Source organism: Crossiella sp. SN42, from assembly GCF_023897065.1.
Classification (GTDB): domain Bacteria; phylum Actinomycetota; class Actinomycetes; order Mycobacteriales; family Pseudonocardiaceae; genus Crossiella.
Genome location: NZ_JAMHIV010000002.1, coordinates 298,388 through 312,212, shown reverse-complemented (window position 1 = coordinate 312,212; position 13,825 = coordinate 298,388). Strand labels below are relative to the sequence as shown.

The 13,825-nt window shown below is 71.0% G+C and carries 13 protein-coding genes; 10 read left to right on the top strand and 3 right to left on the bottom strand.

What is annotated here, in order from left to right; all coding sequences use genetic code 11:
- The first annotated feature begins 20 nt into the window (after window positions 1–20).
- From M8C13_RS04135 to M8C13_RS04125, 3 genes are all read left to right on the top strand, one after another.
- Entirely contained in the window at window positions 21–1,193 is a 1,173-nt protein-coding gene (locus tag M8C13_RS04135; RefSeq protein ID WP_252479097.1) for an MFS transporter, read from the top strand.
- A 72-nt stretch (window positions 1,194–1,265) separates the two neighbouring features.
- Window positions 1,266–1,829 (top strand): DJ-1/PfpI family protein, encoded by a 564-nt coding sequence (locus tag M8C13_RS04130; RefSeq protein ID WP_252479096.1) that lies wholly within the window; start codon window positions 1,266–1,268, stop codon window positions 1,827–1,829.
- 59 nt (window positions 1,830–1,888) lie between these two features.
- Window positions 1,889–2,689 (top strand): IclR family transcriptional regulator, encoded by an 801-nt coding sequence (locus tag M8C13_RS04125; RefSeq protein ID WP_252479095.1) that lies wholly within the window; start codon window positions 1,889–1,891, stop codon window positions 2,687–2,689.
- Window positions 2,690–2,704: 15 nt separating this feature from the next.
- On the opposite strand, the gene M8C13_RS04120 is transcribed toward M8C13_RS04125, so the two are convergent.
- Window positions 2,705–3,928: a YihY/virulence factor BrkB family protein gene (locus tag M8C13_RS04120; RefSeq protein WP_252479094.1), complete on the bottom strand. Its 1,224-nt coding sequence runs from the start codon at window positions 3,926–3,928 to the stop codon at window positions 2,705–2,707.
- Window positions 3,929–4,148: 220 nt separating this feature from the next.
- Here M8C13_RS04120 and M8C13_RS04115 point away from each other — a divergent pair, with 220 nt between their 5' ends.
- The 5 genes from M8C13_RS04115 to M8C13_RS04095 all read left to right on the top strand — a co-directional run bounded on the left by M8C13_RS04115 (window position 4,149) and on the right by M8C13_RS04095 (window position 11,016).
- Window positions 4,149–5,873 carry a DEAD/DEAH box helicase gene (locus M8C13_RS04115; RefSeq protein WP_252479093.1) on the top strand — a complete coding sequence of 575 codons (1,725 nt, stop codon included), beginning with the start codon at window positions 4,149–4,151 and terminating at the stop codon, window positions 5,871–5,873.
- Between the two features lie 396 nt (window positions 5,874–6,269).
- A complete protein-coding gene (locus M8C13_RS04110) occupies window positions 6,270–7,397 on the top strand; it encodes a sugar ABC transporter substrate-binding protein (protein ID WP_252479092.1) in 1,128 nt (375 codons plus the stop codon).
- A gap of 125 nt (window positions 7,398–7,522) precedes the next feature.
- Window positions 7,523–8,293 carry an ATP-binding cassette domain-containing protein gene (locus M8C13_RS04105; RefSeq protein WP_252479091.1) on the top strand — a complete coding sequence of 257 codons (771 nt, stop codon included), beginning with the start codon at window positions 7,523–7,525 and terminating at the stop codon, window positions 8,291–8,293.
- 53 nt (window positions 8,294–8,346) lie between these two features.
- Window positions 8,347–9,768, top strand: coding sequence for a sugar ABC transporter permease (locus tag M8C13_RS04100; protein ID WP_252479090.1), 1,422 nt, complete (start codon window positions 8,347–8,349; stop codon window positions 9,766–9,768).
- Between the two features lie 72 nt (window positions 9,769–9,840).
- A complete protein-coding gene (locus M8C13_RS04095; RefSeq protein ID WP_252479089.1) occupies window positions 9,841–11,016 on the top strand; it encodes an ROK family transcriptional regulator in 1,176 nt (391 codons plus the stop codon).
- 207 nt (window positions 11,017–11,223) lie between these two features.
- On the opposite strand, the gene M8C13_RS04090 is transcribed toward M8C13_RS04095, so the two are convergent.
- Window positions 11,224–11,403, bottom strand: coding sequence for a hypothetical protein (locus tag M8C13_RS04090; protein ID WP_246492521.1), 180 nt, complete (start codon window positions 11,401–11,403; stop codon window positions 11,224–11,226).
- A 460-nt stretch (window positions 11,404–11,863) separates the two neighbouring features.
- On the opposite strand from M8C13_RS04090, the gene M8C13_RS04085 reads away from it, so the two are divergent.
- Window positions 11,864–12,736, top strand: coding sequence for an alpha/beta fold hydrolase (locus M8C13_RS04085; RefSeq protein ID WP_252479088.1), 873 nt, complete (start codon window positions 11,864–11,866; stop codon window positions 12,734–12,736).
- A 19-nt stretch (window positions 12,737–12,755) separates the two neighbouring features.
- On the opposite strand, the gene M8C13_RS04080 is transcribed toward M8C13_RS04085, so the two are convergent.
- Window positions 12,756–13,373, bottom strand: coding sequence for a hypothetical protein (locus tag M8C13_RS04080; protein ID WP_252479087.1), 618 nt, complete (start codon window positions 13,371–13,373; stop codon window positions 12,756–12,758).
- Window positions 13,374–13,605: 232 nt separating this feature from the next.
- Between M8C13_RS04080 and M8C13_RS04075 the strand changes: the two genes are divergently transcribed.
- A complete protein-coding gene (locus M8C13_RS04075) occupies window positions 13,606–13,803 on the top strand; it encodes a hypothetical protein (protein ID WP_252479086.1) in 198 nt (65 codons plus the stop codon).
- Window positions 13,804–13,825 lie beyond the last annotated feature (22 nt).

Here is a 13,825-nt window from a genome sequence, read left to right as displayed (position 1 = left end):
AGACTTTAGCGTCTTTTCCCGTGATCGCTTTCGTCCTGATGTTGTGCGCGTTCGCTGTGGGGACCTCCGAGTTCGTCGTGGTCGGCGTGCTGCCGGAGGTCGCGTCCGACCTGGGCGTCCCCCTGTCCGTGGCCGGGTTGCTGGTCACGGGCTACGCCATCGCCGTCGCTGTCGGTGGCCCCGTGCTGACCGTGTTCACCCGCCGCCTGCCGAGGCGGCCGCTGCTGATCGGCGTGATGGCGCTGGGGGTCGGCGGCAGCCTGTTCTCCGCGCTGGCCGAGAACTACACCGTGCTGATGGGCGCCCGGATGGTGGCCGCGCTGGCCCAGGGCCTGTTCTTCGCGGTCGCCTCCCAGGTGGCCACCGCCTCGGTGCCGCCGGAACGCCAGACCGCGGCCATCGCCAAGGTGGTCAACGGCGTCGCACTGTCCACTGTGGCCGGTGTGCCGGTGGGCACCCTGGTCGGCCAGGCCTACGGCTGGCGGGCCTCCTTCGTGCTGGTGACCGCGCTGGCCTTCGTCGGCATGCTGGGCGTGATCCTGGCCTGCCCCAAGGTCGCGCACGAGCCGGACGCCGGTTTCCGGGCCAGCATGCACGTCTTCCGCCGCCGCTCGATCCTGCTCGGCCTGAGCACCACCGTGCTGGCCTTCACCGGCATGATCACCACCTTCACCTACGTCACCCCGGCGCTGCGCGAGGTCACCGGCTTCTCGCCGGGCTGGGCGACCGCGGTGCTGCTGGTCTACGGACTGGGCACGGTGGTGGGCAGCAACATCGCCGGGCGGGTCCGGCCCGAACTGATCCCCAGGGTGCTGCCGGTGACCATCACCGCGCTGAGCCTGGTGCTGCTGGTGCAGGGCCTGGCCATGCACACCAAGGCGACCAGTGTGGTGGCGCTGTTCCTGCTCGGCGCCTCGGCCTTCGCCACCGGCCCGCTGCTGCACACCTGGCTGATGCGGCAGGCCGAACCGGCCGGCGGCCTGGTCGCCTCGGTGAACATCTCCGCCTTCAACGTGGCCGCCGCGCTCGGCCCGGTGCTCGGCGGCGCGGTGATCGCCAACGGCCTGGGCTTCGACCTGGTCGGTCCGGTGGCCGCGCTGCCCGCGCTGGCCGGGCTCGGGGTCGCGTTCCTGGTGCGGGGACTGGCCAGGCGGCAGCCGGTGGCGCCGGAGCCGGTGCCAGTGCCTGCCTGATTTGTCCGGATTATCGCTGGGCGGAAACTCGCTCGTTGACCGTCGGCGCCGCCGGTGCCCACGATCAGGACCATGCCGAAGGTCCTGATCGTCACCGGCGACGCCGCCGAGTCGCTTGAGGTCCTCTACCCGTACCAGCGGTTGCGGGAGGAGGGCTACGACGTCGACATCGCCGCGCCCTCGGCCAAGCGCTTGCAGTTCGTGGTGCACGACTTCGTCGACGGCCACGACACCTACACCGAGAAGCCCGGCTACACCTGGCCGGCCGACCTCGCCTTCCGCGAGGTGGACCCGGCGGGCTACGTGGCACTGGTCATCCCCGGCGGCCGCGCCCCGGAGTACCTGCGCAACGACGAGCACGTGCGGCGGATCGTGGCGCACTTCTTCGACACCGGGAAGCCGGTGGCCCACCTCTGCCACGGCGCGCTGGTGCCCGCCGCGGCCGGTCTGCTCATCGCCCGGCGCACCGCGGCCTACCCGGAGTGCGCGCCGGACGTGGTGGCCGGTGGCGGGGAGTTCGTCGACGACGAGGTGGTGGTGGACGGCCCGATGGTGACCGCCCGCGCCTGGCCGGACCACCCGGCCTGGATGCGCGAGTTCGTGGCTCTGCTGCGGGTCAGGGCGCCCATCGGGTGAGCGGGAACTGCCCGGAAGGTCCTTGTGCCGGGCCCCTTCGGGCGGCGACCCTGTCGGGCATGCCCGACCCGGAACCACCGTTGGCCACCCCGGCCGGACTGCTCGGCTCGGTCCGCCGGGCCCTGCAGGTGCTGGAGGCGGTGGCCGACTTCGGCGACGGCGTCACCGCCAAGGCGGTCGCCCGGCGGCTCGGGCTGAACCTGTCCACCACCTACCACCTGCTGAACACCTTGGTCTACGAGGGATATCTGGTCCGGCTGAACCAGCAGCGCGGCTACGGCCTCGGCTACAAACTGACCACTTTGGACAGAGCGCTGCGCAGCCAGCTGGAGGTCTCACCGGAGGCATCGGGGCTGCTGCGCGAGGTGCACGAGCAGGCAGGCGTGCCCGCGTACTACGCCGTGGCGCGGGACAACGACATCGTGGTCGCCGAGGTGGCCGACTCGGTGGCCGCGCCCAGGGTGGAGCCGCTGGACGTGGGCTTCCACGAGGCGGCGCAGGGCACCGCGTTCGGCAAGGTGCTGCTGGCCGCGATGACCCCGCAGCGGCGGCGCGAGTACTTCGCCGGGGCGGGCATGCGGCGGGCCACCGAGCGCACGCTGACCTCGCTGCCGGAGCTGGAGGAGCAGCTGGCCGAGGTCCGGCGCAGCGGGGTGGCGACCGAGGTGGAGGAGTTCCGGCCGGAGCTGGCCTGCGTGGCCGCGCCGGTGCGCGACTGCCAGGGGCGGGTCGGCGGGGCGCTGGCCTTCTCGGTGCCGCTGCCGGAGTTCGCGCCGCGGCAGGCGGAGCTGACCGAGCTGGCCATGGCCGGGGCGGCGCGCCTGGGCCACCTGCTGGCGTTGCGCGCGACGCTGGGCTGAACCGGGCGGCCCCGCTCACTGCTCCGGCGTGCCGCCCGGCGGGTTCTGCCCGCGCGGCACCCGCACGGTCGGGTTGGTGTCCGCGGGCGAGCTCACCGGCGGCAGCTCCGCGGTCGGCCCGAGCGGCGACACGCCCGGCCCCGGCGGCGGTTCCGCTGGTTCCGGCGCGGGTGTCGCGCCCGGTCCGGCGGCCGGGTGCGCCGGCCGCTCGGCCCGGTCGCCGTCCTCGGTGACCTGCCGCCACGCCTCCTGCTCGGCCTGGCTGCGCAGCTTCTCCGCGGTGCGCACCATCTCCAGCCGCCGCCAGCGCCGCCGCTCCCGCCGGGTCATGTTGGCCGGCCACAGCTCCTGGATCGCCGCGTTGAAGTGCGCGCCCAGCACGATCGCGATGCCGATGAAGAAGGCGAACAGCAGGAACGCGATCGGCGTGGCCAGCGCGCCGTAGGTGAACCCGGTGCCGGTCACCCAGGAGATGTAGACCCGCAGGCCGTAGCTGGAGATCAGGAAGAACGCCATGGCCAGCGCCGCGCCGGGCAGGCCGCGGTGCCAGGGCAGCTTGCGCGGCAGCGCGACCTTGTACAGCGTGGCCAGCGCGAGCACCAGCAGCAGACCGGTGCCGGGGTAGTAGAACCGGTTCACCCACAGGCTCACCGTGGGCTTCCAGCTCTCCGGGAACACCTCCGGCAGCAGCTCGGGACCCAGGGCCAGCACCGGCAGGCCGATGATCAGCAGCACCAGGGTGACCAGGTACAGCAGCAGGGACAGGATGCGCTGCCAGACCAGGTTGCGCGCGCCGTACTGGCCGTGCGCCACGGTGATCGCGTCCACGAAGGAGGCGGTGGCCGAGGAACCCGCCCACAGCGAGATCAGGAAGCCGATGGAGACGATCTCGCTCTGGCCCTTGGTCAGGATGTTGGTGACCGTGTCACCGATCACCCCGTCCACCACGTTGGAGGTGAAGACCTTCCCGGACAGCTCCATGATCCGGCCCTGCACGATCTTGATCACGTCCGGGCCGATCCACTCCGCCACGAAGCCCAGCGAGCCGAGCAGCCCGAGCAGCAGCGGCGGCAGGGACAGCGTCTGCCAGAACGCGGCCTCGGCGGCCTCGCTGAAGATGGAGTCGTCCCACGCCTTCTGCAAGGTGCGCGCCAACAGCCGCAGCGGCCCGCGTCGAGCACGCTTCGGCTTCGCGGCGCTCGTACCGCGCTCGTCGGGGTCTGCTTGCGGCGAAGTCATCGCAGTGCCAAGCATGCTGCATGGCCTGCCGTCGCGATGCGGAACCCCGCAAAACGGGTGTGTCGTCACCCTCATCGGTTACCCACCGGCCGGGTCGTGGAACGGAGCACCCCCTCCGGCGGGGTAGGCTCGCAGAGCCCTCGGGGACCACTGTCGCGGAGGGCTTTCGCATGTGACCCAATGGGTGTGGATCTTCGAGCGGGAGGGGAGCGCGCGGGCTGTGACAGAGCAACTGGAGGCTGCGCCGCCGGTAGCCACCCGTCCGCTCCGGGCCTGGCAGCGGCGCGCGCTGACCAAGTACCTGACCGCGAAACCGCAGGACTTCCTGGCCGTGGCGACCCCCGGCGCGGGCAAGACCACCTTCGGGCTGCGGGTGGCGCTGGAGCTGCTGGCCGACCGCACCGTCGAGGCGGTCACCATCGTCACGCCCACCGAGCACCTCAAGCACCAGTGGGCGGCCGCGGCCAACGAGGTCGGCATCCCGATCGACCCGAACTTCCGCAACACCACCGGCGTCACCTCGCGGGACTACCGGGGTGTCGCGGTCACCTACGCCCAGATCGCCGCGCACCCCACGCTGCACCGGGTGCGCACGGAGAATCGCAAGACGCTGGTCATCCTGGACGAGATCCACCACGGCGGCGACGCCAAGTCCTGGGGCGACGCGGTCCGCGAGGCCTTCACCCCGGCGGTGCGGCGGCTGTCGCTGACCGGTACGCCGTTCCGCAGCGACGACTCGCCGATCCCGTTCATCACCTACGAACGGGATGGCGAGGGCCTGCAGCGCAGCAAGGCCGACCACTCCTACGGCTACGCCGACGCGCTGCGCGACGGCGTGGTCCGGCCGGTGATCTTCCTGGCCTACTCGGGCGAGGCGAGCTGGCGGAACAACGCGGGCGAGGAGTTCAGCGCCCGGCTCGGCGAGCCGCTGACCCAGGAGCAGACCGCGCGGGCCTGGCGCACCGCGCTGGACCCCAACGGCGAGTGGATGCCCGCGGTGCTCAAGGCCGCCGACATCCGGCTCACCCAGAAGCGCACCGTGGTGCCCGACGCCGGTGGCCTGGTCATCGCCACCGACCACGTCACGGCCAAGGCGTACGCGAACATCCTGACCCAGGTCACCGGCCAGGAGCCGACCCTGGTGCTCTCCGACGACCCCAAGGCCTCCGGCCGGATCAGCGAGTTCTCCGAGTCGCAGGACCGCTGGCTGGTCGCGGTGCGGATGGTCTCCGAGGGCGTGGACGTGCCCCGGCTGGCCGTGGGCGTCTACGCCACCAGCCACTCCACCCCGCTGTTCTTCGCCCAGGCCATCGGCCGGTTCGTGCGGGCGCGGCGGCCGGGGGAGACCGCGAGCGTGTTCCTGCCCAGCGTGCCGGTGCTGCTCGGCCTGGCCAGCGAGCTGGAGGCGCAGCGCGACCACGTGCTGGGCAAGCCGCACCGGGAGAAGGACGGCTGGGACGACGAGCTGCTCCAGCAGGCCAACCAGCAGCAGGACGAGCTGGGCGAGGACGAGAAGGCCTTCACCTCGCTGGGCGCCTCCGCTGAGCTGGACCAGGTGATCTACGACGGCTCGTCCTTCGGCACCGCCGCGATGGCGGGCACCGAGGAGGAGCAGGACTACCTCGGCCTGCCCGGCCTGCTCGAACCCGACCAGGTGCGCACCCTGCTCCGCCAGCGCCAGGAGCAGCAGCTGGCCAACGCGACCAAGCGCAAGAACAGCCAGCCGGTGGCCGCACCCCCGCCGCCGCGCTCGGTCTCGGTCGCCGAACGCATCCACAGCCTGCGCAAAGAGCTGAACACCCTGGTCGCGATGATCCACCACCGGACAGGCAAGCCGCACGGCGTGATCCACAACGAGCTGCGCCGCCAGTGCGGTGGCCCGCCCACCCCCATGGCCAGCATCGAAGAGCTCGAAGAACGGATCGTCACCCTGCGCACCTGGTGACCCCGCGCGGAGCTGTGGCCCGCTGTCGGCCCGGTTCGGTGGCCGTTCCAGGACGCCTCTTGTCCGTTCCTGACATGCCCGGCCTAAGCCGCCAGACCCGTCGATCCACCATCCGGGCTATCCCTGCGGCCAACCGGAGGCACCAGTGCGGCCAACACGTTGTCCAGTATCGGCCAACACGCGGCGCGAGGGCCTGCTAGCTGTGTGAATGCGCTCTCACCAGGGTTACGGGGCGGTTACCTCGCCGTGCCACCATCGTGTCTCTTCTGGCCTTCTGTAAGGATTCAGAAGCCTTCCGTCTCGCCTATCCGGGGCATACGTTGTGACCCACAACATTTCCGGGCTGTGACGCTCGTCGCGGAGTGTCACGGCCACGGCAGTAGGAGGAACGGGCGGATGCGGAGCAAGACGCTTGGCCTGATCGCCGTCGGCTCGGGGCTTGCCCTGGCGCTCTCGGCGTGTGGCGCGAACAGTGCCGGTGGTGGCGGTAGCACCACCGGCGCGAGTGGGTCCGAAGGCAGCGGCCCCAAGGTCGGAGTGATCCTCCCCGACACCAAGTCCTCGGCCCGGTGGGAGGGCTTCGACCGGCCCCTGCTGGAGAAGGCCCTCAAGGAGGCGGGGGTCACCCCGCTGATCCAGAACGCCGAGAACGACCCCGGCAAGTTCTCCACCATCGCCGACTCGTTCATCAGCCAGGGCGTGAAGGTCCTGATGATCGCCCGCCTGAGCAACGAGGGCGGCGCCGCGGTGCAGAAGAAGGCCAAGGCCGCCGGCATCCCGACCATCGACTACGACCGGCTCACCCTGAACGGGTCCGCGGACTACTACGTCTCCTTCGACAACACCAAGGTCGGCGAGCTGCAGGGGCAGGGCCTGCTGGACTGCCTCAAGGACAAGCCGAACCCGACCATCGTGCAGATCAACGGCGGTCCCGAGGACTACAACGCCACGCTGTTCAAGAACGGCGCGGAGAAGGTGCTCAAGCCGGCGTATGAGTCCGGCAAGGCCAAGCTCGGCGGCGACCAGTGGGTCCAGAAGTGGGACAACCAGCTGGGCAACACCATCTTCGAGCAGGAGCTGACCCGCAACGGCGGCAAGGTTGACGGCGTGCTCGCCGCCAACGACGGCCTGGCCTCCGCGGTGATCACCGTGCTGAAGAAGAACGGCCTCAACGGCAAGGTGCCGGTCACCGGCCAGGACGCCGACCCGGCCGCGCTGGCCAACATCCTGCGCGGCGACCAGTGCATGACCGTGTTCAAGCCGATCGCCGAGGAGGCCACCAACGCGGCCAAGATCGCGATCGCGCTGGCCAAGAACGACAAGGCCTCCGCCGACGCCCTGGCCACGGGCGTGGAGAAGGACCCGGAGGGCAAGCGCGACGTGAAGTCGGTGCTGCTGTCCGCGCAGACCATCACCAAGGCCAACGTCAAGGTCGTGGTGGACTCCGGCTTCGTCAAGGCGTCCGAGTTCTGCAAGGACGACCTGGTCGCGAAGTGCAAGGAAGCGGGAATCACCGTCGGCTGAGCCGACCATGAGACTCAGTCGGAGAGATCCGATTGCTTGAACGCCACGGCAGGGCGGCGCCCCCGACCCGCCCTGCCGTCGGCTCATGTCTTCCAGGCACATTCTCGAAATCTGGAGTTCCAGCAGTGAGCAACATTCTCGAACTGCGTGGCGTGAACAAGAGCTTCGGCCCGGTGCACGTGCTGCACGACGTGGACCTGGCGGTCAAGGCCGGCGAGGTCACCGCGCTGGTCGGCGACAACGGCGCGGGCAAGTCCACGCTGGTCAAGTGCATCGCGGGGATCCACCCGACCGAGTCAGGCGAGATCCTGTTCAACGGCGAGCCGGTGACCATCGGCAGCCCGAGGGACGCCGCCGCGCTGGGCATCGAGGTCGTGTACCAGGACCTCGCGCTGTGCGACAACCTCGACATCGTGGACAACATGTTCCTCGGCCGGGAGAAGACCAACGGGCTCACCCTGGACGACGCGGCCATGGAGCAGGCGGCCCGCAAGGTGCTCGCCGACCTGTCCGTGCGCACGGTGAAGTCGGTGCGCACCCCGGTGGCCTCGCTCTCCGGCGGCCAGCGGCAGACGGTGGCGATCGCCAAGTCCGTGCTGTGGGACAGCAAGGTGGTGCTGCTCGACGAGCCGACCGCCGCGCTCGGCGTCGCCCAGACCCGCCAGGTCCTGGACCTGGTGCGCAGGCTCGCCGACAACGGGCTCGGCGTGGTGCTGATCAGCCACAACATGAACGACGTGTTCGAGGTCTCCGACACCGTGGCCGCGCTCTACCTGGGCAGGCTGGCCGCGCAGGTGCCGACCAAGAGCCTCACCCACGCCCAGGCCGTGGAGCTGATCACCTCCGGTCGCACCGGCGACCTCGGCATCGCCAAGCCGGAAGCCGCCACGATCTAGCGATCCGCCACCGACTCCTTCCCGCGCACCTTTTGATCTGCAAGGAACTCCGGATGACCGAGACCCAGGCCGAGCCAGGCTCGACCTCGACCGCCGTCGCCGACTTCGGCATCGACAACACCCAGCGCAGCTTCGGCCAGGCCGTCGGCGACTACGGCGCCCGGCTGCGCGGGGGCCAGCTCGGCGTGCTGCCCGCACTCGGCGGCCTCGCCGTGCTCTTCATCTTCTTCGCCACCCAGTCCAGTGACTTCCTGACGCTGGGGAACCTTTCCAACCTGCTCGCCCAGGGCGCGGGCACCGTGGTCATCGGCATGGGCCTGGTGTTCGTGCTGCTGCTCGGCGAGATCGACCTCTCCGCTGGCACCGCCTCCGGGGTCACCGCGGCGATCTTCGCGCTGCACCTGTCCACCGGCGGCAACCTGCTCGGCAAGATGGGCCTGGCGGTCTTCCTGATCACCATCGCCGGGCTGCTGCTGGCCGCGGTGATGGCGGTGCTGACCAGGCTGTGGGTGGCCGCGGTCCCCGCGGTGCTGGCCGCCGGGATCATGATCATCGGCGTGCCGGCCAACCCGTGGGTGGAGATCCTGCTCGCGATCTGCTTCGGCACCGCGATCGGCTGCCTCACCGGCTTCCTGGTCGCCAGGGTGGGCATCCCGTCCTTCGTGGTGACCCTGGCGCTGTTCCTGGCCTGGCAGGGCGTGGTGCTGCAGTACATCGGCGAGGGCGGCACCCTCGGCGTCGGCGACGGCGTGCTGTTCGAGGTGGCCAACGGCAACCTGTCCACCGGCCTGAGCTGGCTGCTGCTGGTGCTGGTCGCCGGTGGTTACGCCGCGGTCGTGCTGACCAGGCACTTCGGCAGGCTCAAGCGCAAGCTGGTGGCCCAGCCCACCTCGCTGGTGCTGGTCAAGGTCGGCGCGGTGGTCGTCTTCGGCGCGATCGGCACCTACCTGCTCACCCTCAACCGCAGCCTGAACGACTCGATCACCATCTCCGGCGTGCCCTACGTGGTCCCGATCGTGTTGTTCCTGCTGGTCCTGGGAACTTTTGTGCTCGACCGCACTCGCTACGGCAGGCACGTCTACGCCGTCGGCGGCAACGCCGAGGCCGCCCGCCGGGCCGGCATCGACGTGCGGAAGGTGCGGATGTCGGTGTTCGTGATCGCCTCCACCATCGCGGCGATCGGTGCGATCATCTACTCGTCGAAGGTCGGCTCGGTCGACCCGCAGGCCGGTGGCGGCAACACCCTGCTGTTCGCGGTCGGCGCCGCGGTCATCGGCGGCACCTCGCTGTTCGGTGGCAAGGGCCGGGTGCGCGACGCGGTCGTGGGTGGCGCGGTGATCGCGACCATCGAGAACGGTCTGCGGCTGCTCGGCGAGCCCGCCGCGGTGGTCTCGATCGTCACCGGTCTGGTGCTGCTGCTGGCGGCCAGCGTGGACGCGCTGTCCCGGCGGCGGGCGCCCGCGGGCGTGCGCTGAGCCGACGCTGATCGGACCGGGTTCGGCGGGGGCCGATGACGTCCCCCGCGTGCGTCGAGCAGGGGAGTGACGTTGAGCAGCGCGCCCACCGCGGGCACCAGACCGGACGAGGTCCGCAGGCACAACCGGGCCGCGCTGCTCCGCAGGCTGCACGTGGACGGCCCGAGCACCCGCGCCGAACTGGCCACCGAGCTCGGGCTCAACCGCAGCACGATCAAGGCGCTGGTGGACGAGCTGACCGCGCTCGGCCTGGTCACCGAGCAGGTGCCCACCCAGCGCCAGGGCGCGGGCAGGCCCTCGCTGCTGGTGCTGCCGCAGGCGCGGGCGGTGCCGGTGCTCGCGGTGGACGTGGGCGTGGAGCAGGTCACGGTGGCCGCGGTCGGCATCGGCGGCACCGTGCTCGGCGGCAGGCACTGGGCCCAGGCCAGGGGCAGCGGCACGCCGGAGAAGGTGCTGGCCAGGGTGGCCGCGGCCTGCCGGGAGCTGGCCGCCGAGCTGGGCAGGCCGCCGGTGCGCATCGGGGTCTCCGTGCCGGGCGTGGTGCGCCGCTCGGACGGCCTGGTGCACGAGGCGCCCAACCTGCATTGGAGCGCGGTGCCCTTCGGCCGGATGCTCTCCGCCGAGCTGCGGCTGCCGGTCCAGGTGGGCAACGACGCCGATCTGGGCGGGCTGGCCGAGCACGTGCGCGGCGCGGCCAGGGGCGCCGCGGACATGGTGTTCCTGTCCGCGGAGGTCGGCGTCGGCGGCGGGGTGATCGTCGGCGGCGCGCCGCTGCGCGGCACCGGCGGCTACGTCGGCGAGCTGGGGCACATGGTGGTCAACCCGCAGGGCCGGTCCTGCTACTGCGGCTGCCGGGGCTGCTGGGAGACCGAGATCGGCGAGGACGCGCTGTGCCGCGCGCTGAACCTCTCCGCGGGCGCCGCGCGCGCGGAGATCGTGGCGGAGCTGGCCTCACTGGCCGAGCGGTCCGAGGACGCCAGGCACCGGCTCGAGGGGTTCGCCGGCTGGCTCACCCTTGGTCTGACCAACGTGGTGAACGTGGTCGCGCCCGAGCTGGTGGTGCTGGGTGGACTGCTGGCCGCGCTGCCGCCCGTGCTGGTGACCGAGGTGGCCGAGACGGTGTCCCGGCGCAGCCTGGTCGGACGGGCCGCGGGACGACTGCGCATGGTGACGTCCACGCTGGGCGCGGACGCCGCACTCGTCGGCGCGGCCGAACTGGCCTTCGAGCAGGTGTTCGCCAACGGCTGAACCAGCGGCCTCCGCTGATCCGGTGCCAGTCCCGCGCACCGCCGTCCGTCAACACCTGCTCGTTCATCGGCAACCCTGCTGTCGGCCGCCGTTGGCCCGTTGCGTGTTCGCTGAGAGCTGAAAAAGTTCCGAGATGTGTCACGGGCGGAGATCCCGGTCAAAGGATCTCCGCCCGTGGGGCTCGTCGGATCAGGGACTGTGCGCCGATCATCCTTCCTGGATGTTCGCCGCCAGCTCCTTCAGCTTCGTCTCGTGTTCCCTGGCGTGGTGACCGCAGAACAGGAGCTCGCCCCCGGACTGCAGAACGGCACGAACTCGAGCAGCGGCCCCGCAACGGTCGCAACGGTCGGCAGCGGTCAGCTCGGGGCGGGTGAGTGTTCCAGGCATGTGAATCTCCCTCCGTCCCGGCACCGGCTCATCCGGTGCCCGTTGTTGCCAGCGAAACTCCGAGGCGGTGGCTGCTGCCGCGGTGTCGCGCTGGTTCCACTCTATGCAGACGTCCGGCGGTTCGTCAGTGTTCCCGGCCTCGTGGCGATGCCGGTCACGTCCGAACTACCCGGTTGTCGCAGGGTTGAACACTACGAGTGTCCATGGCCCGTTGTGAAGATCGCTCATCGACATCCAGATGCCTTATCAAGTTGCCGCCGTTCGTCCTCAATAACCGTGACATCGGGACAACTCGCGCCCAGGCTAGGGCTGACCTTGTGAAACTGCGGTGGTGTGCTCGTCGCTGTGGGTAACGGTGCTGGTCAGCGCTAGGGCAACCAGTGGGCGACGCCTGCCCTGATGCGGTTCGAAGTCCGTCGTGTGTCTGTTTTGTTGTATTCCTCTCGGGTATGTGCGCGGCATGTTCGAGGGTTTCGAGTTGGAGCGGCTCCAGGTCGGCGGCGTGTCGTTGCGGGTCCGGCACGGCGGTTCGGGCCCGCCGTTGTTGTTGCTGCACGGCCATCCCCGGACGCACGCCACCTGGTACCGGGTCGCGCCGCTGCTGGCCGAGCGGTTCACCGTGGTCTGCCCGGACCTGCGCGGCTACGGCGAGTCGGACAAACCGCTCAGCACCCCGGACCACGAGCCGTACAGCAAGCGCGCCCAGGCCCTGGACCAGGTGGGCCTGATGCGCCTGCTCGGCCACGACCGCTTCGCCGTGGCCGGGCACGACCGGGGCGCGTACGTGGCCACCAGGCTGGCCCTGGACCACCCGGAAGCGGTCTCCGCGCTGGCGGTGCTGGACGTGGTGCCGATCGGCGCGGCGCTGGCCCGCTGTGACGCCCGGTTCGCCGCGGCCTGGTGGCACTGGTTCTTCCTGGCCCAGCCGGAGCTGCCGGAACGGGTGATCAACGCCGACCCGGACGCCTGGTACGGCGACCGCTACGGCCCGGCGCACGGCCGGGACCAGCTCGGCGAGGCCTGGCCGGACTACCAGCGCGCCATCCACGACCCGGCGACCGTGCACGCGATGTGCGAGGACTACCGGGCCGGCCTTGGCATCGACCGCGCGCACGACGAGGCCGACCGAGCGGCCGGCCGCCGGATCACCGCGCCGACCCTGGTGCTGTGGGCGGAGCGGGACAACCTGCCCGAGCTCTACAACGGCGACGTGCTCGGCGTCTGGCGCGAGTGGGCGCTGGACGTGCTCGGCCACGGCATCGACTGCGGCCACCACATGAGCGAGGAGGCCCCGGCGGAGCTCGCCGATGCCCTGACCCGCTTCCTGCCCTGAAGGGGCGGCTGCGAGCCGCTCAGACCGCGACGGGCTGGCGCGCGATGCCGTTGGGCACCGGCATCATGGCCATCCGCACCGAGGGCTCCTCGGTCAGCGGCTGGTAGAAGGCGTGCAGGTCGGACTGGGTGCGGATGGTCGAGTTGTGCGGCCACAGCGCCGAGTTCAGCCGGATGTCCACCCCCGCCGCGCCCACGGTGAAACCGAGCCCGCGCAGGTGGGTCAGCCAGGCGTCGTTGCCCATCCGGCACTGCCCGAACACCCACTGGAACCCGGCGGTCCGGTAGTGCTTGGCCATCCCGGTGAGCAGCCGCCCGACCAGCCCGTGCTGCACGGTCTCCGGCAGCACCGAGACCCCGTTCACCGCGATGATCGAGCGCACCAGCAGCCGGTTGGCCTCCGCGGGCAGCCCCAGCCCGCCGATCAGCGCGCGCGGCACCCCCGCCGCGGCCACCCCGACCAGCTTCTCCTCGTGCCGCCGGTCGGCCGCCACCAGCACCAGCCCGTGCGAGCCGTCGGTGCCGTCCGCGCGGTCGGCGTCCACCGAGGCCCGCAGCGCCTTCCCGGTGACCGGGTCCGAGACCAGAAGCTGCTCGACCTGGCGGCCCTCACCGGGGCGCGCGGGCCGGAGCCACACCGAACTACCGAGGGGGCGGTCACTCCGCCGAGTCTGAGTCTTCCGCTTCGTCACGCGGAGTACGGTAGCGGTCACCACTCGTGCACCGCCGAGTGGGGGTACGGCTTCCGCCGTTCGCCCAAGTCATTCCCTAGGGGACAAATCCGGGACGCCTCGGGTCCCGCTCCCGAGCCACCCGAGCCCGCCGATCGGCAGCCTGGAAGCAACAACCCAGCCCCGCCGAGGAGCGCCCGTGTCCTGCCGTGACTGCCGCACCTGCACCGATCCTGGCCTGGTCTGGCTGGTGAAGCGGCTGTTCATCACCGCCGCCTACCTGCTCACCCTCGGCCTGCTCTACCTGCTCAAGCACTTCCTGCGCCGCCACTGCCCGCAGTGCGGCCACATCCTGGCCAACCACCGCCGCCGTGCCGACGGCTCGTTCAAGGACTGAGCAACCGGGAACTGAGACCGGC

Coding starts and splice junctions, on each gene's coding strand:
- M8C13_RS04090 (WP_246492521.1), bottom strand. CDS start 11,403: ATGCCTGGAACACTCACCCGCCCCGAGCTGACCGCTGCCGACCGTTGC.
- M8C13_RS04100 (WP_252479090.1), top strand. CDS start 8,347: ATGACCGAGACCCAGGCCGAGCCAGGCTCGACCTCGACCGCCGTCGCC.
- M8C13_RS04110 (WP_252479092.1), top strand. CDS start 6,270: ATGCGGAGCAAGACGCTTGGCCTGATCGCCGTCGGCTCGGGGCTTGCC.
- M8C13_RS04120 (WP_252479094.1), bottom strand. CDS start 3,928: ATGACTTCGCCGCAAGCAGACCCCGACGAGCGCGGTACGAGCGCCGCG.
- M8C13_RS04125 (WP_252479095.1), top strand. CDS start 1,889: ATGCCCGACCCGGAACCACCGTTGGCCACCCCGGCCGGACTGCTCGGC.
- M8C13_RS04085 (WP_252479088.1), top strand. CDS start 11,864: ATGTTCGAGGGTTTCGAGTTGGAGCGGCTCCAGGTCGGCGGCGTGTCG.
- M8C13_RS04130 (WP_252479096.1), top strand. CDS start 1,266: ATGCCGAAGGTCCTGATCGTCACCGGCGACGCCGCCGAGTCGCTTGAG.